This is a genomic window from Paenibacillus anseongensis, assembly GCF_009757995.1.
GTDB classification, from domain to species: domain Bacteria; phylum Bacillota; class Bacilli; order Paenibacillales; family NBRC-103111; genus Paenibacillus_E; species Paenibacillus_E chondroitinus.
Genome location: NZ_WSEM01000016.1, coordinates 526,368 through 551,650, shown reverse-complemented (window position 1 = coordinate 551,650; position 25,283 = coordinate 526,368). Strand labels below are relative to the sequence as shown.

The window sequence follows — 25,283 nt, the reverse complement described above, 5'->3', positions numbered from 1 at the left end:
GGTATGGGGTCAATGAAAACATGGAAAAGAAGAACGGTGACGACTGTCACGTTGTCATTAGCTTGTGGATGCCTATTAGTTGCATGTTCAAATAACAGCGGCAATAAAGAGGGGGAAACACCGGCAACAACCCAGAAGAAAGGCAACATTTCGGTTACTATATATGACCGTGGTAACATTCCGCAAGGGATGGGGACGATTGATAACAACAGATGGACGAAATGGCTGAATGAAACAGGGCCGGCTACAGCGAAATATGTGCCGATTCCTCGGGGAGAATCCGTTCAGAAGCTGAACATTTTGTTCGCATCGGGCAATGCCCCTGACGTCATCGAAGAATTTGACGCTAACTTCAGAGACCAGCTCGTTCAGCAGAAACAGATTATGCCGGTTGATGACTTGATTCAGAAATACAGTACGACGTACAAAGAATTAATGCAGAAATATCCGGAGCTTAAGAAAGCCAGCACGAAATCAGACGGCAAACAATACGAGTTCGGACGCGTGCAGAAATTAACCGGCTTCCAAGCCTTGTTCATTCGTGAAGATTGGTTGAAGAAGCTTGGGTTGAAAGAGCCGGAAACGGTGGAGGACTTGTTTAATGTTGCAAAAGCTTTTACAGAAAATGACCCGGATGGCAACGGCCAAAAAGATACCTATGGAATCGCGTTAAGCGGTGAGACCGGCGGTTCGATCAGCACCATGTTCCAGGATGTTTCATGGGTCGTTGAAGGCGGAAAGCTCGTCCACGATTGGGAAAGAGCCAAAGCTGCCGTAACGTTCAAGAAACGGTTATTTGATGCCGGATTGGCGGATAAAGACTTTTTGACGGATAAAAATGGCCAGAAAGCGCTGCAGGATTGGATTAACGGGAAAACGGGTATTTTTGTCGGGCGCACCGTGGATCCCCTTAACTACTCTACGTACTATGAACCGCTGAAAAAGAATGTGCCTAGCGCCGAGGTGAAAGCCATTAAACTGCCGAAATCTCCCTATGGCCGCTTCGCTGTTGGGGTGAACAACCCGGTACAGATGACGACAGTCGTCAATGCGAAGGCGAAAGACCCGGAAGCTGTGATGAAATATATTGATTTTATGGCGTCCAAGTCAACGGGGGAAATGCTTCGTTATGGAACGCCGGAAGTTGACTCTGCGAAAAATGCGAATGGCTGTTACGCTCCCAAAGATATTCAGCAGTTCAGCAAAGAAGTTTCCTGGAATAACGACTTCCAGCTTTTGCTTCAGCAGATTGAGATGGAACCTTGTGCTAGTGTAGCAAGTCAACTTGATGCTAGCCAGCCGATGCAAAAAGATTTCATTGAGCTCATTAAGCAAAATAATGAAGCGAATCTAAGCTCTGACGTACAGTATGCGCCAATTACCTATAGCGAGCATATGCCGGCGCTGCCAGAGGACCTCAAGGTTGTCAATACGAATGTTTCCAAAATAACGGATTTCTATAGCAAAGCGGTTGTTTCCGGTGCGTCCTACAGTGTCGATCAGGCTTTCACAGATGCCAAGGATATGTGGGCGAAATCTGGGGGAGCGAAGCTGGAGGAGTTCTACTTGAAATGGTATGACGAGAAGAAAGATACGGCTTTTTTGGCCAAAGATATGTGGAAATTCATTAAAAATTAAGAGGTGAAACCATTGAAATTTGCAGATTTGACAGCCGGCATCCCGTACGCGAAAGATCCCGCGGTAGTTCGTTATCAAGGAAGATACCTGCTGTATTATTCCAGAGGTCCGTTCATTGACGGTCGATGGGGAATCGGCATTGCGGAGAGCACGGATTTGGAGAATTGGACCAAAATTGGCGAAGTTCCCATTGAACAAGAATGCGAAGCTAAAGGGATTTGTGCTCCTGGGGCGATTGTTCTTCAAGGCCGTGTTCACTTGTTTTACCAAACCTATGGCAATTTCCCCAAAGATGCCATCTGTCACGCTGTATCGGAAGACGGTCTGACTTTTACCAAGAATGCAACGAATCCTATCTTCGCGCCAACCGGGGACTGGAATAACGGCCGAGCGATTGATGCCGATGTCCTTGTGCATGAGGATCAGTTATGGCTATACTTTGCGACTCGCGATCCGGAGGGCGAAATTCAGATGCAAGGCGTTGCGACGGCTCCAGTGGATTCTGATTACAGCCGATCCACCTGGACACAAAGGTGCACGGAATCAATTCTGAAGCCCGAACTGGATTGGGAAGGCAAGTGTATTGAGGCCGCTGCCATGCATAAACGGGATGGAAAGCTTTATATGTTTTATGCGGGGGCTTATAATAACGAGCCTCAACAGATAGGCTGCGCGATCAGCGAAGACGGGATTCGGTGGGAAAGAATGTTCCAGGAGCCGCTCCTCCCCAGTGGAAAGCCGGGAAGTTGGAATGAAAGTGAATCCGGGCATCCCTTTTTCTTCGCGGATGACGATGGGCGCACCTATCTATTCTTTCAAGGCAATAACGACAAAGGAAAAACGTGGTATCTCTCCAAAGTAGAGGTTGGCTGGGCTGAGGGTATACCTTATATAAAGCCAAACGAATAAGCAAATAGCCGCGGCTATCAACTCTACATTTCAAATCAAAAGCCCCCGTCAGGGGGCTTTTGGCTGTTCAATTCGTTTCATGCGTTTTTTGAGGATCCCAATCATCCATAGGAGCAGTGGGATAGCAAACAAGAAAAATGGAAGAATCACATTTTTCCAGAAAGTAGGGAATTCTACTTCGGTTTCGTCCACATTTCGTGGGTATATGGCGATGACGAAGACGAGAATACCGACAACCCAAAGCAGATAACGCCATTTCCGTATATGGAACAATTGGGCCGTTCCATAACTGGCCATGAACACGTAGAGGCATGCTTTGACGAAAACAGTGAAGCTCACGCCAACGACGAGCACACTATCGAGATTTTGAATGAATTCCATGACCGAAATGTATTGACTAAAGGAATAAACGGGGTTCTGCAGTTTACCCGGCAGGGTGTTATCCATGACCAACAACACATCAATCGTGGTGCTTACAATGATGACAGCTGCAATGCCGACACCCCACAAACTAGAGGAAACCGCCTTCTTTTTTTCTGTAAGAAAAGCGATCAGCATCACGATCATGACTGATTCACTCAAGAAGGAAATGGTCGGTATGCTCCCTTTTAACACCGGAATCCAACCCGTAGTTGGCATGAGGGGTAGCAGACGTTCTATACGTAAATCTTTAATAGATAGAAGTCTGTACATGAACACATTAAAGATGACGATCGGTCCGATAATTTCGCTGCAACGCCCGACGATATGAATGCCTCCGTGCACCGCGTAGATAATAACCAACAACATGAACAAGATGATGACCCATAAAGGAGTCGTCACAAACAAGGTCAAATGTACAAAATCAGCATATTGGCGAAGGATAATACCAGCTACGATGATCCACATAAGCAGATATGTGAAGACGATTGCTCTGCCCAGCCATTTGCCGATAATTCTTGGTACATATTCGATAAATGTTTGATCGGGGTAAAGAAGGCTTAGCTTGATTGCGATATAGGTGATGATTAGGGAAGCAACACCAGCCAGGAGCGTTGCCAATGGTGCGCCTTGGCTGGCTATTTTGAATGTCGGGCTGATCGTTATCAGCAAAGTCATTCCCATTTCCATTGAAAATAGTAACCAAAACAATTGATATTTCGTCAGCTTCATTTCAAGCTCCTTAGGGTTAACTTTTATTGGGAGGCGACCCTTGAAGTCCGATTCGCTTGATTTTCACACTCGAATGAACTGTAAGTTTGGCATCGGAAAATGCTTGCTCCCAGTGGGAATTCAAGTTTGCCCACGCTTCAGGATGCTGCCTGGAGATTGCTTTTCCGAAATGGAAAACATCCACTTTGAACTGCTTTTGTGCTTTCTGCATGACGCTCAAAAGGGCTGCCTCGATATGGCTGTTCAATTCAGCTTCATAACTTTTCAGAATATCGTTATTTCGAAAATCTACTGCTGCCGTGCTTTCCATAATAACGGCGCTGCCTTTCAATTCGACGTTGATGTCCACTTCGTCGCCTTGGGCTTCGGTGTACACCTTGCTTCCCAACTGCCCGATTGTCACACTATACGATCCTTTTCCATTCGACATGGGCACCGTGATTGGCAAGCGATCCGTTTCATCTGTGAGCCATAACCGATAGGCTGATTCCATCCGATCATAATAACCAACCAATTGCTGCTTACGATTAAGAACTGCGCGTCCATAAACATAAAACGATTTCTTTTGAAGTTTCGTATCATAAGACAACTCGACAGCTGGCAGTGTCGATCCGCTTCCTTCCACGTTTTGCTCGACTAATAACTCTAGCAGCGAATTTCCCGTTCTCTTGCCAATAATTTGTCTTAACTTTGAAAGGGCAATGACCGGCATCTTCTCCAGCTGATAGGACATTCGCATAAACTCGAGGGCAGTTCCGCCCTTGACAATCCATATGTCCGATTTGAGTCGGCTGTCTGGATCCCGAGTGACCGAATCGATATCGTTCGAAATGCCGACCATCGCGGTCTTTTCGCCAATGTAAATATTTTGGCGATGTCCACGGGTTATTCTTCGCGAAAGTTTTAACTGCATGTCCAATAAGCAATCGGACACAGTCTTACCCGTTCCAGTCTCGATAAAGTAAGACTGTTTCTCACCGCCGCCTGCTTCTTCGGACTTCTTCGGATTCATGAATTGTCCAATCAGTAATACTTTTTCCTCATCGAGCCGATCAACACCCGAACCCAACTCGAATAAGCGGTCGTTCAATTCTTTATGATCCCAGCATCCGGTTAATGGGACCAGAAGTAGGAGGAGGAGAGCTTGCTTCAAGCCATATCGTTTGCTCCGCATGTTACCTCCGTGTAGGCTTTCTGTGAATAAAAGCTTTAAGTGAAGTCATTTTCGGCCATGGAGCGCGTAAAAGAACATCCTTGATTTGGTCGGGTTGAAAAGGCGCGATCGGGGATAAATAAGCGACTCCGAACGATTCAAGCCTAGCCATATGGATTAAAATGATGATCGTTCCCATCGCAACTCCGAACAAGCCAAGAACTCCGGAAATAAGAAGAAGCGGAAACCTAAGAATTCGGAACGGGATGCTCATGTTGTAACGGGGGATGGCGAAGGACGCAATCCCCGTTATGGAGACTATGATGACCATTGGGGCGGAGACCATTCCCGCCCTTACCGCAGCTTCCCCGATCACCAAGGCACCTACGATACTAACGGCTGAGCCCACAGCTTTCGGCAGCCGCACTCCAGCTTCGCGTAAGCCTTCAAACAAGAATTCCATCAAGAGAGCTTCAACTACAGCTGGAAATGGAACACCTTCTCGAGCCGACGTTATGCTGAGCAAAAAGTTTGAAGGAAGCAGCTGCGGGTGAAATGTCGTAATCGCGACATATAAGGAAGGCAGGTACAAAGAAATGGAGAACAGGATGAATCGAGTCCACTTCACCAGGGAGGAATATAGAAATCGCTCATAATAATCCTCAACGGCTTGAAATGCTGTCCAGAACGTCATTGGAACGAGCAGAGCTTGCGGTGATCCATCCGTCAAAATCGCAACTTTTCCCTCCATCAGGTTAGCCGCCACGATATCAGGCCGCTCCGTATTCATGACTTGAGGGAAGGGAGTGAATGATTTATCTTCAATGAACTCTTCAATATAGCCAGAATCGAGCACGATATCCATTCGGATGGTGGACATTCGCTGTTTGACCAGCTCCACCAAGTCTGGTCGGGCACGTCCTTCCATATACGCGATGACGACTTTCGTTTTGGAAAATGTGCCGAGAACAACGGATTCAAACTTCAGAACGGGGGTTTGAATTCGTCGGCGAATGAGACTCGTATTGACTTGAAGTGTTTCGGTAAAACTCTCTCTGGGACCACGAATACTCACCTCGGACGCCGGTTCCTCGACGCCTCGCAGCTCCAAGGAGGCCGTTTCCAGAAGTATCGCATCCGGCTCACCATCGATGAACACAGCCAAGTAAGCCTGCAGAATCGACTCGGCGATTTCCTTCAGGCGGCATTCGTTACGAAGCGGACGTACGACCGCGAAATGTTCTTTCAAGATCGGATAGTCGACGGTTTCTTTGTCGCTGACGCCGGATTTTTCCACCAGCCATGACTGAAACAGCGGCGATGTGAATACGTTCTTATCAATCATTCCATCGACATAGACCATGAGAATCGTACATTCGTCAGACAAAACGACCCGTTGAAAGACGATGTCGAAACATTGAGCGAATACGTGTTGAAGCAACGCTTCATTCTCGGCCAAGTCGGTGCTGATGATTTCCTGGGGATAGGTAACGGAATTACTTGAGGATTTCAAGATTATGCAGCTCCAGTAATTTTTCCTTATTATCCTTCTTGTGGATTTTTCTATGCAAAGGTTTTGGGTGAAGGTTGGATGCTGGAGCTGCTTTGGTGGCTGGATTCATTCGGAAGGGTTGAGGGTTGGTTTGAGATGCACGCTATCAGAGAGAATGCTTGGATAAATACGCCCCAATATCCGCGGTTAAAACTCATCCCGATTCCTCCTCAAGCTGGTGTTCTCTTCGTCAGGACGGCACGGAAACAATACAATCCACCCCATAAATCGGTGTGGAGAGCATCAGGAGGAAGAGTGAAATTTGTTTCGGAGAGGAAGTCCAGACCGGAATTGTGAACAAAAGATTGAAACATGTTTAAGTCAACAGTGGGATAGTCCAGTGTGAGGATCAACAGTCCATCGTCCTTTAAGGTTCTACTGAATTCTTTCATGCTCAGCAGCATATCATTCGGATTTAAATGTTCGAGCACCGAAATACAGAAGATTTTATCAAAAAAGTCATTCGCATAAGGAAGTTGAGTAAGGCTTGCTTGACTTAGAATGGTTTCCGTATAGTCTCCCTTTCTTACAAACTCTGCCGCCTCTTCATTAATATCCGAACGAATGGACTCAAGTAAGCTTTGGCTTGAAAGCACCCGCGCATCCCAATCGCAAGCATAGGCTTGCTTACACCTCCGACCGAGAACAAATTTAAAAGGATGGGGGATCCCGCAAGCCGCATCCAACGCGATGTCGGTATCTTCGATAAAGGATGCGCACCACGCGTATTCATAGGACCTGCTCCACCAGGTGTCGGGTAAACGGTAGAGAAACTCTTGCTCCATAGGATCAGACTGAATAATAAAACGGGTTTGAAGATGGGAACCAGGCATGTTGGAAGACCTCCTTTTTCCTCAAAACAATCACTCCGCAAGCTATATATTTATGCAAAATTGGATGGTGCTAGAAGGTCTCCTTACGGGTTAAATGGTTCTGGTTTCAAACGTTTGCGACCTCGTTGCTCCTCCAATAAACGAACCATATAAGACTGTACATATTCCGTTTGTGAATTGGACCAAGCTGGATGAGCGAGATTACGAGTTTCTAGTGGATCCTCGGTTAAGTTGTACAATTCATATTCCTCAGGCACCGGAACGGTTTTGCATGCAACTTGACTTGTAGTTTGATTCGAATCAGCACACAATCCGCCAAATAGCTGAATTGTCACATCGCGTACACCGGGATCACTCCAGAACTGTTCATTATCGAAATATCGGGTAAACTTCCATGTTTGATTCGGTCGTCCCTGTTGCCCGGGCAGATCAACGATAACGGTCTCGATGTGGTTTGGTTGAATGACAGAATTGTAAGATCGCCCTAAGGGATTAAACTGTTGTTGGCCCCGCGTGATATCGTCATCCGTCATGAAATAAATCGGTTCCTTCGTATAAGCGATTCCCTTGTACTCCGGGCGATGGAGTAAATATGGTGTTAAATCATGGCCAACGAAAGGACGAACTTCACTAAAGCTGCTTCTCAACCTGTTTTCAATGGCGGGAATATCTGCCTCTGCAAGTCCAAGCATGGTAGGCAGAAGGTCAAGATGGGAAGTTAGCTCTGAAAAACTTTGTTTCTGCGGGAAAAGGTGCTTATTGTGAATGAGAAAAGGCACATGCAGAACTTCTTCATAGGCACAGTACATTTTCTGTCGCAGATGGCCATGAGCGCCTAGCAGTTCACCGTGATCCGAAGTGAAAATGATGATCGTATCCTCGTCGAAAGAAGAGCGGCCTAGGGCATCTAACACTTTCACGATTTGATGGTCGGCATTTTTTTGCAATTGATAATACAGCTTTCGATAAAAGGGCTCATTGATAATTGGCTGCAAAGCTTTCGGATAGGTATCTCTGTAGCTGGCTTGACAACCTGGCTTCGTATGTAATGATTCATGAATCGTTGGCGGAGGAGGGACTTCAGGCATTGGATCAACATGGAATTGGAACATGTTTGGCAGATTAGCGGTAAACGTCCCATAAAGTGTAATATCATGCGGATTTACGAAGGAAGCGACGATAAGCCATGGCTTGGCGTCAGGGTCGGCACTTTTTTGATGGTCCAGCGCTTCAATCAACTTAACAGTCTCTGCGCCATACACAACATCCCTGCCGCTCATGCCTGTGGCTGACGATGAAGCGGAATTATGGGGATTGCGGCCATGTGGTTCAGGTCCGATCCATGAGGAGAAGCCGAAGGCGTTTAGCGGATCGGCGGACAAATAAAGCTGTTCCCGCTTTGGATCCGGTACACCGGTTGCTGGGTCATAACTTGGCACATCCGTATGTGTCCCTGGTACCAAAATATCTTCATAGGAAATATGCCATTTCCCTTTGTAATAGGTTTGGTAGCCTGCTTCGCGAAAGTAGTTGCCCATTGTAGGCACTGTATTTGGCGGCAGCCAAAACATATCGGGATCGAAAGCACTCTTCGCGATACCGTTCGTCTGCGAGACACCATGGAGAGACGGATAATGTCCGGTAAACATTGTAGTCCGGCTCGGAGAGCAGGCAGCACTGCCGATGTAATGTCGGTGGAGCTCTATGCTATTCGCACGCAGTCGTTCGTGTGCAGGGAGATTCGTGATCCGCCAAGCGCCAATTTCCGGGCTTTCGTAGATTGGAGGATACCGCTCCTCATCGACAATGAGTAGGAGGAAGTTCGGTTTTTTAAGCATACATACACCTCCACATTTACCTGTTCTAAACCTAGTTGTATGCGGAGATGACGATCAGCATGCTGAATACCATGGGATGTTTCCACCACTTCGAAGAATGTAGGAAGGCAAATATCGTATTGACTTCAGGAAAATAATGGTTTAATCTATTATTGACTGATTGAGTCAATCAAACAATATGCAGAGGTGAAGGATATGAATTTTGTTCAAAAAGCAAGCAAGGCGATCGTAATCGGTGGCAGTATGGCAGGTCTAATGACGGCAAGAGTCCTCTCGTCGTATTATGAAGAAGTACTGCTTATCGATAAGGACGAATTCCCGCAGCAGCCCGCAGATCGGAATGGCACTCCGCACGGTTTTCATCCCCACAGGTTCACACAGCGTGGTAAAATGATTACAGAGCAGCTTTTTCCTGGCTATGAAGAAGACTTGGTGGCGCTTGGTTCGCCAAGCTCGCTTCATAAGACCGTTCATATGATGAATCAATATGGAACCGTAGAAGCACCTTACCAACGGAATGATATGAAGTTCAGCCGTGCCGTGTTGGAGTGGGTAATACGTGGCCGTGTAAGGAAGATTCCCAATGTACAACTGCTAGAGGAACATGATGTCATTGGGCTGCATACGAGCCGGAATCATACGGCGGTTACGGGCATTCAGGTCCGTCAGCGGGGAGCAGGCATTAAGCATGATTACATGGCAGATCTTGTCGTGGATGCGAGTGGACGCTCCTCCAAATTGACGCAATGGCTGAAGGAATTTGGTTATGACGTGCCTTCCCCTGATCGGATGAAAGCAGCTATCGGTTACAGCACACGCCGTTATAATGTTCCTGCTCATATGAAGCATCTGATCGAGAAATGGGATGTAATTAACATCATGGGCCAACCCGTACAGGGAACGTTCACGGGAGTATTTTCCTTTATCGAGAATGAGGTGGCTGAAATGCTGCTGTATCGCCCAGGCGGGCATTATCCACCAACGAATCCGGAAGATTTCGAACGGGAGGTCGCTCAGCTTCCAAGCCCCCTGATTGGGGAAATCCTGAGTGAGCTTGAACCAATCACCCCGCCTAAGGGTTTTCGCGTTCCTGAACTGTACCGTCACCACTATGACCAAATGGACAAATGGCCGGACGGATTGTTAGTATTAGGGGATGCATACTGCATTTATGACCCTATTTTTGGTCAAGGGATGACGGTTGCTGCCATAGAAGCGGATTTGCTGGACACCATGCTGCAGGAGCGACAAAATCATTCTGAGCCACATTTCGAGCAGAGGGTTCTACGCACTTTTCAAGAAAAAGCGATTACACCTGCTTGGTGGTTAAATTGTGCAGCGGATATGCAGTGGGATGGCGTCGAATACGAGGCTGGCTCAGAACCGCTTGAGGGAATTGCTTTTGGCAGCCGGTATATGAATATGATCTTGAGAGAGGGTACAGCGAATCATAATTTCAAACTATTCGGTTTGTACTGGGGTGTTAATTCATTATCTTTGCCTCTGCATGAGTTGTTTCAGCCACAGATGGTCAAGTCGGTTCTTGAGTCTTCGGAGGAAGGGCAGCAATTACTTGCCGATCTGTTAAGAGAATACGAGCTGCCATTAGAAGAAGTTTTGATCAAATTGATTCCAAGTTAGGAGTGAAGGTTGTCTTGCCTCCATTAAATGAAGAGCAACAGCTTCAGATTCGTGATGAACGCAGAGAGCAAATTATGAGCGCTGCGCTTAAGGTTTTTGCAAGACGGGGGATTATTGGGACGAAAATGAGCATGATCGCCGCTGAGGCCGAGATTAGCCATGGGCTGCTCTATCATTACTTTACGTCGAAGGAAGAGCTTTTCACAACACTTGTTGAAAAGGCCATGATTGCATCGGATGAAGCTATGCAAAATGTTTACAAGCTGCCGGGCTCGCCGATTGATAAAATAAGAGCGTTAACGCAAGACATGATGGATGAAAGCGGGACGGACTATTTTCTACTTATACATCAAGCGAGAACCTCAGACGGAGTGCCTGAGAAAGTCATGGAGTTAATTGAGCGTTATTCCATGGATAACTACGTCAAGCAGCTGCGGGCCTTATTCCGAGAAGGACAGGAAGCCGGTGAGGTTGCGGAGCGAGATTTGGACGAAATGATTTCGTCATACTTATCAGTCCTCTCCGGTCTGATGGTGCTGAATGTGCAGAAAATTGGTGGCTACCAGCTTCCGAAAGTTGACGTGCTGCTGAGGATGATTACTCCTTAATAGATGAATAGGATAAGGGAAGCAAGGGCTATTTCCAAGTAGACGAATCTACTTCGAAAGAGCCCATTTTTTTGTGGGTTTTTCATGAAAAAATAACGGAATCCCCCAAAATATTGTGGTATAATTTGCTGTGTTGTACCGTATTTTGCCAATACATACGGTAATAAATAAGGAGATAGAGACATGATTCTAAGGCAAAAGCTTATTGGGATGTTAGGTATGGTTATTTGTTCTGGGTTGCTGTTTGGAAATTCGGTGCTAGCGGAGACAGGCAAATATCAGGATGTACCGGATGGTTATCTGTATAAAAATTACATCGAAGAGTTGTCAGCGAAGAAGTTGGTGGAAGGAACAGCGGACGGTCAATTTTCCCCGGATTCACCACTCACCAGAGAACAATTCGCGAAACTAGTCGTTATGGTGTTTGATTTGCCAGCCGCAGACGGTGGCATGCCGTTTCAGGACTGCCATGACGCCTGGTCAGTTCCTTACATTTTAACCGCTTACAAAGCAGGGATTATTCAAGGAACAAGCGAAGAGAACTTCTCGCCAAAGCAGTATGTGAGAAAACAGGAAGCGGCCGTTATGCTAAGCAGACTTTTTCCGGGGGTTGTGCAGCGAAATGAGCAGGATTGGGCAGGTGGGGCATTGGCTTTCGTCCGGCATGACATCCTTCCTGCAACTTTGCAGTCCATGTTGGAAGATACACAGGCGCCTTTAACCCGTGGGGAGGCAGCGGCATTGCTTAGCCTTTCCTTACATGTTAAGGAGCAAGGGAAATCAGGAAAACCTGGAACTGTATCGACTAATCCTAATGGCGCGATTAAAGAGCCAACTTTGATCCTCGACCCAACTCAAAAGAAAGAAGTTACAGTAAACGTTAGTGCCGGTGAGCCGCTTTATATCCAAACGGAACTGAAAAAGCATAAGACGTATGAATTAGAGGCGCATGGTGAAAATCAGTCCTCCTTCAACATGGAGCTGACAAATGCAGAAGGAAAGGTCTTGAATCAAGGGAACGTCAGTTCCATGCAAGTAACGGCAGAGGCTGATGGCATCGTTTATGCAAAGATACGAACGGAACAGCAGAAGGGGACGATTACGCTCAAAATCGCTGAGGTTGGTCTGGATTCGGATCATCCTATTAACCTTAAAGCGGGGCGCTTTGATCAACTTTTCCCAATAGAAGAAGACCTTTATTTTAAAGCCGTGGCGACTCATGACAATCCGATAATGGTTCAAGCTAAAGGGGCGATTAGTTATCAACTATTGCAGGTGAGTTTATCGAAATCTGCCCCGCATTATGGTGACAGCTACATCTACATCCACGGTAAATTAGTAAAGCTTAATCCAGAACCCGCAGCGATTAATATGGATTTTTCGATTACTACTCGGAATGGAGATCCTTATACAATTAACTGTGAGTGTGTGGTAAAGCTGACAACACCGGTGAGTACGGCCGTATCTTTTCAGGTAATGGATGGCAACTCCATAGATAATGCGTATGCAATTGGATGGGGAAGAAGTGAATGGAAGACGGGATATAAGGGGAATTCGATTGAAGGGGTTTTCTATCAACTTGCCTTGGAGGAAGGGAAAGATAATACCATTGAAGTCAGCGAACAAATGAAACCAGTAATGATTGACAAGAATTATATCGAGGGTTCACTAATTCCTCCAACTTACGCGACACCTGAACTTGACAATACCGTAGTTGTAAAAAGAAAATTGACGATATTTGGACCTGACGGTAAAGAAGCTCTTGCCGACGAGAAACTCACAGGACCTATTCCTTTCAAGGCAACCAAGACGGGCACCTATGTTGTAAAACTGGAATCGGATGCTAAAGATCGCACAACGGAGATTCGTGTGAAAAGTGCTAATTGATTACGGAATTGGCTAGATTGTTGCTTCCGAAGCTGAAAACTATGTCTTGGTGCCTGAATAAGAGCCTGTAGTTCCCCGAAGAGACGCATCGGCTAGATTTACTGCAAATAGAGGCTTCGTGTTCCCTTAAATAATACTTTAGCCGGATTCCTGCTAGTTAATTGAATTTGTTGGTGGCAGGGTAGGGTGAAGTCTGCTGTATTGTGAATAGGAGATGGAGTGGCGGAGTTAGTTAAGTAGAAAACCTTTAAGCCTGACGGAGCTTGATCCGTCAGGCTTTTTTATGTCTCAAAGGGCAATGACGCTTACTTTCGTACTGCTTCAAATACAAATGACTGCTTCGCATGAGTCGGGGCTTTGTTAGGATCAAAATCCGCTGTCACAACCACATCGGTAAAACCTAAGCTTTCTAGAACAAGCTTAAATTCCTCGACACCATACCAACGTAAGGCATACCGCTGCAGTTCAGTTTGGATTAGCGCGCCATTGCGCCATTTTTCATATTTGATATAGGAAACTTTATATTGATTGAATAAATCGGCCTCGACTTGCTTGCTTTCCATGGTAATGATATCTCCATCAGGTAAGCTGAAGGTCGACGTGCCACGCCATTTACCACACTCAAAGTTCGTGTCAGGCAAGAACAGATCAAGCATTAAGCGGCCACCAGGTTGAAGATGTTCGTAGAGGCGCTTTAAGGCTTTAAGTGATTCTTCTCTTTTTTCAATTAGCAAAAATGAACCGGCTGGAATAAGGATAGCCTCATATTTATCAGGCAAAGAAAGATTTTGCAGGCTTGACTCATACAAATTGGTGACTAAACCACGTTCCTTGCAACGACCCCGACAAGAAGCTAACATATCCGGAGAATAGTCAACCCCGTCTACAAGAAGACCTGATTCAAGAAGTGGAATGATTACACGACCAGAGCCGACCATGGCTTCAAGTATACGACCTTTACAAGACATAAGTTTTCCCTGGTAATACTCCAAATCCCCATGAATAGACTGACCAATTTTTTTCGTGTGGTTATAGACTTCGGTACAAAGTTCTCCGTAATAACTAAACGACATCCGCTTTTCCCTCCCTGATTGAAATGAAAGCAGAAGGGCATCGTGTGTTTTTTAACCCTTCCGCACCTCAGTGTTGGACGAAATATGTTTCAGCATTTGCATCTATATCACTCGCCTTCGATTTAGTTAAATCAATTATAATTGGCTTGGAAAAACTTGGTCAATGTGAAAAGACAATTAAAACGAAACTTACCTCCATAGACGACAGGGTAAATCGCCAACCCCAAAAAAACACATACCACCATAATAATCTCCATTGTCTGTTTCCCCTATCAGCAATAGAGTGAAGCTATCCGAATGAATGTAAGTGCTTCCAGACAACGGTTATTTATTCGTTCGTCATGCGGCCGTTCTTCGGCGAGAGCAGGTTGTTTTCACTCACAGGCTGTTTTGATTACAAATAGGGGAGGGATAACTTTCACTGATTGTTCTGCTGGGATGATGTTTTAGAAGCTATCATAAGGAGGCACTAGGATGCTCACGCAACAAGTTATGAAGAAAGTTGTAAGCGCTATTCTAACAATTGCTATGATGCTTACGCTTTTGAACCCATTCGGGTTCTCTGCATCGACGGCGCATGCCGCACAGGGAGAGATGTTAAGCCTTTTTGAAGTCGAAGTAAGCAAGCCAGTAAACGCAGTAGTTGACGTTTCTCAATCAACCATTGGGATTTCGTTGCCCTACGGCGAATCTTACCAAATGCTGAACGTAATGACGAATCCAGGCGTTACTCCAACGGTTTTCAGAAGCGATGAAACAACAGCAATTCCATTCGCTACCAGCGGCATCAATATGGGCGATGCCAAGCTGGATCAATTTTCACCGGGTGGAATAACGACGTATTATCTGGTGTTAACGGATAAGAATGACAGCAGCAACAGTAAGAAATACACCATTACCGTAACTGTAGAGAAGGAACTGCCGGCGTCCATAGCCAACTCTATGGGTCCTAATGACAAATATTTACCGCTAAATATTAAATCAGGCGAGCATGCATGGGATGTACTTGGTGCTTCCAAAATCGGATTTGGCAGCACAACAGGGTCTATTGAAGGGCCAGGGAAAGCCTCGTCTTACAGCGGAAAGGATTGGTTTGAATCGGTTTATGACCGTTCCGGAGACTACCCGGCAGCTCAGAGTGTTCCTGAATCTTGGCTGGGTGATAACATGTATCTGCAAACCATCGGTAAAACAGATGTGAATGCGCTTACGAAGTACGGAATTGAAGCTAGTGCCGGACTGGACAAGCTGAACACGGACATTTTGCGGTATCATGAATTTTTACCTTTCAAAACCCCTGAAGGGGTGAGCAGGGACGATGGTGACCGGGGAGCGGTCAACAGTGACCGTCAGCGTCTCGAAATCAAGAGCAATACCAGTGCATCGAATAGCGATGGTAATAGTGTGGGTGGCGATATTATGACCCATCACTGGAAGCTGATGCTTCCTTCGGAAACGATCAAGTATCAGATGGATGCGGCCGAGAAGGAAGCCGGCGACTTCATTGCTCCGCGACGTTTCTTCCACATTTTTCAATTAAAGGCGATTGAAGGGGATGAAGCCGGGCAGCCGATAACGACGCTTACGCTTGTTTCCGTCAATGGCAAAGGCTATTTGGAATTCAGAAACAATCCGGATGGGCAAGAAGCGTACCGAATTAAGCCGCTGTTCACGATTCCATTAGATCAGGTCGTTGACCGTTGGCTGGATATGGAAGTGACGATCCTTAGCGCTGATAAAGGCTATGTCTACGGCAAACTTATTGATGTGGCAAGCAATACAGAACTCTGGAAAGGCGGCATGACGGCAGAAACCTTGAGACGCCCTGAAGTCTTGAACCCGGATACGGGGAAAAAGGAACGTGTCGATCTGCCCGCAGTGCCTGGACAACAGAACCGCTCCAAATGGGGACTATATCGAGGAATGTACAATACCGTGAATGAATCCGTTTATGCCGATGAATATCAGGCTGCAACGATGTATTTATCCGATATTTACTTAATTAAAAGGGATGCCAGCACCTATGTGTTCCCTGATGGTTGGGATCCAAACAGCCAGCCCAAGGATATCGTGGCATGGGATAGGAAGCCAGTCGTTTCGGCAGCACCAGGCACAGCATTCGAGAACTTGGACTTACCGGCGCAACTGGATGTAACCTTGAGCACAGGCAAGATTGAAAAGGTAAATGTCACGTGGAGCCCGGAAGGCTATAATTCGAATAGTACGGGAAATTACAAACTCAACGGGCAATTTACTGGAACTGGCATTACGAACACTCAGAATATTAAGCCTTATGTTGAAGTCAATATTTCCGGTATTAAAAACTGGGCAGTAACGCCATCCGCCGAAATTAAAGTTGTTTCTCAGAGTGGGGGCACCAAAAATAACTTTATCGACGACCAATCGGATACGGCTTGGCAAGCGAACAGTTCGCTAACAAAGACAGAAGGGTACCAATACTGGGCTGCCGTTAAACTGGAAAAACAGATTGAAGTTAGCCGGATTCAGCTTGAATGGACCAGCAACAGCAAGTTCTTGAAAAATTACCAGCTTTACTATACGAACGATGCTGCGGCATATAACGAGCTGAAGGAAGGCACCTCTGTCTCGTCAACCTCATCGGCAACGAGGAAGCCGCTTCTAACCGAGCATGGTTCCTCTTGGATCCTGATTCCCGGAGCGGGAAAAACGACGGATCTGAGCAATAACGAGAAGGCTGATTTGACACTGAGCCAAACGGTAAATGCGCAATATGTGCTGTTAGTTTCCGATCTCACACTCGATAACAGTGCCGGCTCCATCAAAAGCAATGTATTTAACATTATCGGTCAACCTTCTCGATCGATTGAGACCGGTTCCGTAAATCTGCTGGCGCCATCCCGTTTTACGCCGCAAGATGGCGTGAACCTCAAGGTTAACTCTGAGCAACCTGATCATCCTGGAGTAGACGCCTTGAAGACGGACGGAACTGGTTTCTGGCGAAACTCTAGCTCCAACGTGTATAAGGAGAATTATGCGCCATCTTCCTTGGCGTTGAGCCTTGATTTGGGATCTCCAAAGACAGTGGATAAACTGTATCTTGAAATTCCGAACGCTATCGCCAATATTCAGAAGAATGCTACTCGTTTCGAAGTTTATTACTCCAATGATCCTCAATCTTGGGCGAGCAGCCCTACAACTTCGGATGTGGCGAACAACTATGATTGGGAAGGCAACGGCTGGAAGCTGGCCGGAGGTACGGAAACCGAAGGCATGTGGTCCTTTGTAACCTACAACGGACAGCAATGGGGTTTTGATACCAAAACGTTCTTATATCCGTTTTCGGCGCGTTATGTCATGATCAACACGGTTTTGGTTGGTCCGCGCGATCGTCGTACGGATGAGAATACATCGGCTATGGGGTTATCCGGCTTGGTGATTTATGGAAAAGATCCGGTATCCAACGCTACGGCTCTTACACCATCCAAAGCTGTTTACAGCACTTGGGATCAAAGCGAGCCGATCAGCACCACTGTTAACCTTTCCAGTGGTCAGACGATTACGGGAATCACGACTGCTCAAGGCAAGGAGCTTGTTTTCAATACGGATTACAAAGTAACTGGGAATAAGGTTACCTTCGAAGCTCCGTTCCTCGCGAAGCTTCCGCTGGGCACGAATGAATTCACTATCCGTCTCAGCAGCGGCACACCTTCTATTTTTGCCTTGGACGTGACAGCGCGTGGGCTTGGAGAGAATAGCAAAACCATTAAGATGAATGCCATTGATGGCGTGTCTCCTTACAATGTTCTGGGAGGTGCGATGGGCACCGACGAGCCGGTTGAAGGAGTAACCAAGCGAATTCGAGATGCTTACCATGCTTATTATGGGGATCGTCCTGAAGCGAATTTAGCTGACAACCATGTTCAAAGCGTCTGGGACAGTACCCTTCAGAAAAACGTGTTCAAGGTTGTTGCCCAAGGCAGAGGCCTGAACAATGAGTTTGAAGACAAAGGTGTTTTTGACAGGGAAAAAGGTTATGTCGTCGGCGGTGCGGCCATCAATGACAGACAAAGAATCGAGATTCGTCCGGACGAAGATTCAACCAAGGATTTTACGGCATACAATGGAGACATTGTTTCCTATCAATGGATGTGGAACATTCCGGATGGCAATCAGTGGAACCAGTCTAACTTCAGACATATTTTCCAACTAAAAGCGACGAATGCTCAGGCAGCCGATACCCTCCCAGGAGGCAATAGTGCCGGTGAGAATGGGGCGTATATTCTGGCTATGTCGATTACCGGCAAGGATACGAGGGAGCTGATCGTCAACCATAACCGATACGACGGCGATAAGACCCTTCTGAGAATCCCGTTGAAAGATATTGGCAGTCATTGGATTAAAGTTGAGCTACAGGCATTAATCTCCGATTCCGGTTGGCTGACGATTAAAATCACCGATACCGTTACCGGTAAAGTTTATACCTTTGACAGCCCGGATGTGTATCAGATGTTTCCGAAACAAGGGGCAGGCGACGGTGTGAAGGACTTGTGGAGAAGACCGGAAAGAAGCGTCAAGGTCGGAAGCAGCAATGTCAACTTCGAGACCGAATATCCGGCGACTTTTGATCAATATTTGCGTCCGAAGTGGGGCATTTACCGCAGCTCTAACGGTGGCACCAATTCAGCTTACGACGCCGAGCTGCAGCTTTCTGATATCACGATTACCAAAGTTGCAACAGGCGTATCTTCTACCAACCTGGCGCTGAATAAAAAAGCGTACAATGTTGGTTCGACGGCAGGTGCCAACTCGTTACAGCTTACATCGGCTAATGCTAATCCTTATGGGAATGCAAACAAACTTACAAGCGGTGTCCTTGAAGATCCTATGATCTGGAACGTCAATAATGTGACCAGCTTGGACCAAATTGGAAATTACTCTTGGTTGGGTACGGACGGAGCTAGAAAAGGCAGTTTTGTTATTGATCTTGGTCAAGCAATGGATTTCAGCCAAATCAGGCTGCTTGCCAAGTCCACCAGGTTGAAAGGTGCGACCGTTTATGTATCCGATGATTTCGGTGATCACTCATCGGCTGCTGAATTGGACAGCTTGACTTTCAAACAAGTTGATCTCAAAACCGAAGAAGGGTATACCTATGAAACAGGCAACCTAAACGGCGGAGATGACTTAACAGATGCATCCTATGCGTTAAATCTTGGCAAAACCTACCATGCCAGATATATCAAAGTATTGGTAGAAAACGCATCGGGCGGCAACGCAGGCACTGATTTAACTGGACCTCCTAGGCTTACACAGGTTCAAGTCTTCAACGCACCGATGCCTCCTCAGAATCTGAAAATAGCAACCAATGGTTCGTCTGCGGTTCTAAAATGGGATTCTAACGAGCGGAGCGAAGGCTTCACGGTTTATAACGGGACAGAAATCGTTGCCGAATTGCCGGCAAATGCGACAAGCTATGTATGGCCAAACAATTCTTCTGACACTACAGGGATCTCGGTAAGGTCAAAGGGAACAGACCCATATTCCCGCAAATTTATGATCTCGGCACCAGCTTTTCCAGTGCCTACTGTACCTACGGATGTGAATCCTTTCATTGTTACCATTTCACCTGAGAACATCGTGACCGTAGTAGGGACAGCACCGGTTATGCCGAGCGTTGTGAGCGCTGTATACAGCGACAGCTCAACCCAAAAGCTGCCTGTAGCTTGGAACCCCATTGCTCCTATCCAATACGCGGCTCCAGGAAACTTTACCGTTGAAGGTACCGTTACTGGTAGCGTATATAAGGCATTGGCTAACGTTGCCGTTACCTCAGGTGCAGTCACATGGCCGGCTCAATCCGTTCTGACCGTTTCGGAAGTTGGCGAAACAACGGCAACCTTGCGATGGACAGCGGCGCAAGCCGTGAGAGGGATAGCAGGATATACGCTTTATACCGTTACCGGCAGCACGTATTCCGAAATCGTTTCGGTCGGTGATGTCCTGACTTATAAGCTGACGGGTCTATCGAGTGGAAGTAAGTACACGTTCACGATTCAAGCCGTAGATAAGGATGGTGTTAAAAGTGTATACGGACCTGCAGCTAGTTTCTGGACCAATACTAGATCGAGAGATACTTCAGATGCTCCAGTTTCTACGGGCTCGGGATCAGCTCCAGTAACGTCTGGTGGTTCCAATACGAATACAGGTATCATTAATCTTGATAAGGATGCCAAAGTTACGAAAGAAACGGCGCCTGATGGAAGTACGGTAACAAAAGTCACTGTGGATGCGAAAGCGTTGGAGAAAGCCTTAACTAACCCTCTCGTTGTCATAGATGTGAGAGGAAGCGACTCGGCTACGAAAGTGGAACTTCCAGGTAATTCTCTTCTCAGTGTGACGAATAAACAAAGTAAATTGGTTATTCAATCAAACGGGATTCGTTACGAATTGCCTGTGACGCTGTTTACGAATATTCTGAAGGACGCTACAGTAGTCGTCTCGATAGCCAAAGTAACGGGCAAAGCTGGAGACGATGTGAATGCTGCTGTGAATAACCTGAATGCGAAGCAAGTGATAACGAACCCGATCGAATTTACGATTACCGTTAACGGTTTGGAATTGACGGACTTCGGTGGCGTATATGTCAACCGTACCCTGAACTTGGGTCAACTGACCGTGGACCCCGCCACGTTGACTGCAGTATGGATTGATTCGAACAAACAGCTTCACTTTGTTCCGGCTGTCCTAACAACAAAGGACGGAGCGACGGAAATAACGATCCATTCGCCTCACAACAGCGTTTATACCGTCATTCAATCAGAGAAATCGTTCCGTGATTTACAAGGGCATTGGGCTAAAACTGACATTGAACTGCTCGCAAGTAAATTGATTCTAAACGGTATGACTGATGAGCAATTTGCACCTGAAGCGAACGTGACGCGTGCTGAGTTTGCGGCCATGCTGGTTCGTTCCCTTGGCTTAGTAGAAACAAAAGTTAGCGTGTTTCACGATGTTCAATCCACAGATTGGTTTGCCGGGGCCGTAGGCTCGGCCTCAAAAGCTGGATTGATCGATGGCTATGAGGACGGCAACTTCCAGCCTAACGCCAATATTACTCGTGAACAAATGGTTGCGATGGTGATACGGGCCATGAAAGTCGGCGGCAAGGAAATGCAAGGCGATCTCTCGGTATTGAACAAATTCACCGACCGATCCGATATCGGGGTATGGTCGAAAGAAGCCGTTTCACAAGCTTTGAAAGCCGGACTCATCCAAGGAATGTCCGACACCGTTTTCGCTTCGAAGGAATCTGCAAATCGTGCACAAGCTGCAGTGATTTTGAAGCGTGCACTGCAATTCCTGAGCTTTATGAACTAAATTCCTCCAAAATTCCAAACAAGCGGCCGCCTTCGATTTCTCGAAGGCGGCTGTTTGGGTAAGAGGAATCTGAACAGATAGAAGGAATTTGTATGTATGAATATCGGAGGTGGAGAAGTGTGAGAATTAGAACAGCGACAGAAAGAGACATTGATTTTATAAAAAGCAGAGATCACCATCTGAAAGAGCACTTAATTGCACCAAAAATTAGAGGAAACGAAATTTTCTTGTTCCAAGATGAGCATGATGAAAGCATCGGTTGGATGCGTTTTAGTTACTTCTGGGATAATACGCCGTTTATGAATATGATTTGGTTCGACGAACCTTATCGTAATCAAGGGTTGGGGAAGCAAGCCGTCGATTTTTGGGAAAATCGCATGAAAGAGCAAGGGTTTGAACGGGTCATGACATCCACCCAAGCAGATGAAGAGGCTCAGCATTTCTATAGAAAATTGGGTTACAAAGATGCAGGATGCTTATTGCTGGATGATCAAGCTATGGAGATTATTTTTACGAAAAAGCTGATCTAATATGACTATGACATAAGTTGACATAGTTAATGTCTATACTAGGCTGTAGATCAACGAAAGGAGTTAACCGATCATGAGCCGTAAAATCATTTTGGATTTAGCCGTTACTTTAGATGGGTTTATTGAAGGAAGCAAGGAGGAAGTTGATTGGTGCGTGATGGACGCCGAGATGGGGTTCACACAGTTCTTAAATCAAATTGATACCATCCTGTATGGCAGAAAAAGCTATGATTTATGGGGGCAATACATGCCTGATTCTGAAAATGAAGAGCCGGATCATGAAATGTGGGATCTCGTTCATAGTAAAGAGAAGTATGTGTTTTCAAGAACACAAAGTGGGACCGATCATAAAGCGACCTTCATTAATGATAATATTTTGGAAGAAGTAAATAAAATAAAGAATAAGCCAGGCAAAGATATTTGGCTGTATGGCGGAGCAAGTCTCATTACAACGTTTATCCATTTAGGACTAGTTGATGAGTTTAGATTATCTGTGCACCCTGTTGTTTTGGGAGATGGAAAACCGCTGTTTACGGATATAAATCAGAGGCTAAATTTAAAATTGATTTCTACCAAAACATTCTCCTCTGGCGTAGTGCAGCTAATCTATCATTTGAATGAACAATAAGAAAAAAGAACCAACCGATATGTCGGCTGGTTCTCTATTTATTTACATGCTACTTACGGGCAAGAAGCTTAACATTATCTGCTGCATGGAAGACTGAGCGTTGTTTCCCTTCATAAATAACAGCCGACATCGCCGGGATAGCATCGTCATCGACCTTGACTTCATGTTCGGAGAAGTTGGCAATAACCTTGAGATCGTTGCCATACTGAGCGCTTTGTACAAGTCGGTCTTCGGTTAACACGGCGAATTTGCTCATTTGTTGAGAAACGGCTTGCTGATGGAAAGGGGACCACACTTTCAAATAATCAAGAATGCTGGCTTTCTCTTGCTCCCAAGTTGCACGGTTCAAGTGATACAAGGGTGGTACATTGTACAAAAGGCTATATAGCATTTTATCCGCTTCATCCCCCTTAATCTTATAGGTACCCCATTCCCAATGATTGGTTGTAATAATGGAGTTATTATAAACAAGCTTGTACAAAGGCAATGCGTACACGGGGTCATTATACACTTTTTCATACAAGGGTTTAATCGGTACTGACTTGCCGTAACGTTCCGGGATGCCGGAAGCAGCGTAATATCCGCCTACAAAGTAGGGGCTGTTTTTGTTCTCCCGCATATCAGGATCGCCCCAAGCGATGACGGGACTCTCGATGCCTTGTGCATAAGCAATAACTCCACTCGCGTAATCATTACCGCCCTCCGAGCCAACTACCATATGTTTGTCTTTGGCAAAATAGGTGAACCGATCTAAGCGGGCCATCATGTCCTGAAGCTGTGTCGTCGGATGATCGGGGGAGTAATCGTCGTAGATATCTCCCGTTGCGTCCGAGTCCACAAACCACGAGTTGTAACTAATCCCATCTTGAAGGATTCCCTCGACCCGCTGCTTGACGCTAGGCATTGCTAAAGTTGGATTCAATTTTCGCCCCCTTTGAAGAAAGCCGGCAATCTTCGAACCATCCTTTTTAGCAATAGTTGCTTGATCATAAAGCGAAGGATCAGGGAAAAATGCAGTATTCCATGAAGGATCAGGTTTCTCCTGAATGGAATGATAGGAGTCATAAGGAGCAATTAAATATCCGGCCTGATTGGCCGCTTCAACCATACGGGGATTGCTCAGACCGTCAGCCCAGTTAGGAAGCCCGATCCATGCTTTTTGAATCCCCGACTTCTGCATGTCGTTGATTAGATCTGTTGAATCTGCCTGTCCCCAAGTAGAAATATCCCCCGCGGCGTCTTTCAGCACGCTTTTGAGCAGCAGCTTGTTAAGGTCGTACAGTTTTTGCTCGCTTAATTTATCGATTCCTAGATCCATCAGCTTCTGCGCCTCACTTCCGGGATTCGGAAATACGGCCTTTGAATAGAAACCTTTCAGCTTCATTCCTTGATTAAGCGCACCTAGGACAACTCTTTTCTGATAAGCGTCCAAAGTGTTTTGCTTCGCGATGTCCTTCAACACCTGCGCAAGTTCATCGCTTCCTTCGGCCGTACCTGCGAGCAGCTTGACCAGCCACTCACCAAGAGCACCCGAGAGTAACGGTCGGATTTTAGGCCACTGGACATCGTGATCGGTGAGGATCGACTCACTCCATAAGTATATCTGTGGTGCCCCGTACAGTTTTTGAATATTGGGATTCTCTTTCGATTTGTCTGCAAGCGTCACGTATTTTCCGCTTTCTTCTATATAGCTTTTGTAAGGTTGAACCATTTGCTGCGGATCATTACCTGTAACATATAAGCGGAATCCATAGCTTTTATCTTTATTGATGCTTGGAAATGCGTGTGTAAATTGAAATTGAAGCGAAGAAGACGTATCGAAATGAACCTCATCATTGAATTTATTTGTAACGACATAAACCAGGGAGAAGGGGTCATTTTTCAAAGCAAAAAAGTCCATCGAGAACGACTCACTCCAAGTGTAGCTCTGATCATCCAAGAAAGTCCGCCAATTCGTGTCGTCTGCCGGAATGATTTTTCCTTCGCCCAAGGGAAGTACATAACTCTGTGCTTTTACTGAAGGCCATTGAAATTGTTCTGCGCCTATGGAGTCGAAGTGAATATCGAGATAATTGTTTTTCTTGGCGATACTAACTTTCACTTGTCCTGGATAAGTCCATGTCATCGAATCTTTTTCCTTAACGAGATCTGTTACAGCTGTTTTGGGCAGTCCCAGCGAAGCCGGTATACGAACTCCGTTTTTAATAATCGTCAGAGTGAATGTCTCGGGATCGACTTCGTAATCGAAGGGCTCACCTGCCGGTTGAACGGATGTTGAAATGGTTTGCTGCCCACTGGTGGGTGTTAGCTGGTTTGCAGCTTGATCGCGGCACCCGGTTAGGGCTACGGTAATGAGACTAGCTGCACAAAGTAATGCAAGCTTTTGTTTTTTCATGAAAATACCTCCTAAAATGTTTGATTCGATGTTCAGTATAAGGAGGCAATGTTACACGAATGTGCCAAATGGAGATCTCGGATATGT

At 46.1% G+C, this 25,283-nt stretch carries 15 protein-coding genes; 8 read left to right on the top strand and 7 right to left on the bottom strand.

Going from position 1 to position 25,283, the window contains the following annotated elements; translation table 11 throughout:
- Positions 1-12 precede the first annotated feature (12 nt).
- Positions 13-1,638, top strand: coding sequence for an extracellular solute-binding protein (locus GON05_RS18790; protein ID WP_157320857.1), 1,626 nt, complete (start codon positions 13-15; stop codon positions 1,636-1,638).
- A 12-nt stretch (positions 1,639-1,650) separates the two neighbouring features.
- Entirely contained in the window at positions 1,651-2,547 is an 897-nt protein-coding gene (locus GON05_RS18785) for a family 43 glycosylhydrolase (RefSeq protein ID WP_157320855.1), read from the top strand.
- Between the two features lie 48 nt (positions 2,548-2,595).
- On the opposite strand, the gene GON05_RS18780 is transcribed toward GON05_RS18785, so the two are convergent.
- The 5 genes from GON05_RS18780 to GON05_RS18760 all read right to left on the bottom strand — a co-directional run bounded on the left by GON05_RS18780 (position 2,596) and on the right by GON05_RS18760 (position 9,075).
- Positions 2,596-3,699, bottom strand: coding sequence for a GerAB/ArcD/ProY family transporter (locus GON05_RS18780; protein WP_157320853.1), 1,104 nt, complete (start codon positions 3,697-3,699; stop codon positions 2,596-2,598).
- Positions 3,700-3,715: 16 nt separating this feature from the next.
- Entirely contained in the window at positions 3,716-4,873 is a 1,158-nt protein-coding gene (locus tag GON05_RS18775; protein WP_157320852.1) for a Ger(x)C family spore germination protein, read from the bottom strand.
- Between the two features lies 1 nt (position 4,874).
- Complete coding sequence (locus tag GON05_RS18770) at positions 4,875-6,365, bottom strand: spore germination protein (RefSeq protein ID WP_157320850.1); 1,491 nt, start codon at positions 6,363-6,365, stop codon at positions 4,875-4,877.
- A gap of 209 nt (positions 6,366-6,574) precedes the next feature.
- Complete coding sequence (locus GON05_RS18765; RefSeq protein WP_157320848.1) at positions 6,575-7,237, bottom strand: class I SAM-dependent methyltransferase; 663 nt, start codon at positions 7,235-7,237, stop codon at positions 6,575-6,577.
- Between the two features lie 83 nt (positions 7,238-7,320).
- Positions 7,321-9,075 carry a sulfatase family protein gene (locus tag GON05_RS18760; protein WP_157320846.1) on the bottom strand — a complete coding sequence of 585 codons (1,755 nt, stop codon included), beginning with the start codon at positions 9,073-9,075 and terminating at the stop codon, positions 7,321-7,323.
- 195 nt (positions 9,076-9,270) lie between these two features.
- On the opposite strand from GON05_RS18760, the gene GON05_RS18755 reads away from it, so the two are divergent.
- The 3 genes from GON05_RS18755 (at position 9,271) to GON05_RS18745 (ending at position 13,211) form a co-directional block, all read left to right on the top strand.
- Positions 9,271-10,716, top strand: a complete 1,446-nt coding sequence (locus tag GON05_RS18755) for an FAD-dependent oxidoreductase (protein WP_157322204.1) — start codon at positions 9,271-9,273, stop codon at positions 10,714-10,716.
- A gap of 14 nt (positions 10,717-10,730) precedes the next feature.
- The gene (locus tag GON05_RS18750) at positions 10,731-11,324 is read left to right on the top strand and encodes a TetR/AcrR family transcriptional regulator (protein ID WP_157320844.1); all 594 of its coding nucleotides are present in this window, start codon (positions 10,731-10,733) and stop codon (positions 11,322-11,324) included.
- A 183-nt stretch (positions 11,325-11,507) separates the two neighbouring features.
- Complete coding sequence (locus tag GON05_RS18745) at positions 11,508-13,211, top strand: S-layer homology domain-containing protein (protein ID WP_157320842.1); 1,704 nt, start codon at positions 11,508-11,510, stop codon at positions 13,209-13,211.
- Positions 13,212-13,516: 305 nt separating this feature from the next.
- Here GON05_RS18745 and GON05_RS18740 read toward each other — a convergent pair whose 3' ends face one another.
- Entirely contained in the window at positions 13,517-14,284 is a 768-nt protein-coding gene (locus GON05_RS18740) for a class I SAM-dependent methyltransferase (RefSeq protein ID WP_157320840.1), read from the bottom strand.
- Positions 14,285-14,758: 474 nt separating this feature from the next.
- Between GON05_RS18740 and GON05_RS18735 the strand changes: the two genes are divergently transcribed.
- From GON05_RS18735 to GON05_RS18725, 3 genes are all read left to right on the top strand, one after another.
- Positions 14,759-21,643 carry an S-layer homology domain-containing protein gene (locus GON05_RS18735; protein ID WP_157320838.1) on the top strand — a complete coding sequence of 2,295 codons (6,885 nt, stop codon included), beginning with the start codon at positions 14,759-14,761 and terminating at the stop codon, positions 21,641-21,643.
- 119 nt (positions 21,644-21,762) lie between these two features.
- Positions 21,763-22,173, top strand: a complete 411-nt coding sequence (locus tag GON05_RS18730) for a GNAT family N-acetyltransferase (RefSeq protein ID WP_309491753.1) — start codon at positions 21,763-21,765, stop codon at positions 22,171-22,173.
- A gap of 73 nt (positions 22,174-22,246) precedes the next feature.
- Positions 22,247-22,801 (top strand): dihydrofolate reductase family protein, encoded by a 555-nt coding sequence (locus tag GON05_RS18725; protein WP_157320827.1) that lies wholly within the window; start codon positions 22,247-22,249, stop codon positions 22,799-22,801.
- A gap of 49 nt (positions 22,802-22,850) precedes the next feature.
- Here GON05_RS18725 and GON05_RS18720 read toward each other — a convergent pair whose 3' ends face one another.
- Positions 22,851-25,196 carry a glycoside hydrolase gene (locus GON05_RS18720; protein ID WP_157320825.1) on the bottom strand — a complete coding sequence of 782 codons (2,346 nt, stop codon included), beginning with the start codon at positions 25,194-25,196 and terminating at the stop codon, positions 22,851-22,853.
- Positions 25,197-25,283: the final 87 nt, after the last annotated feature.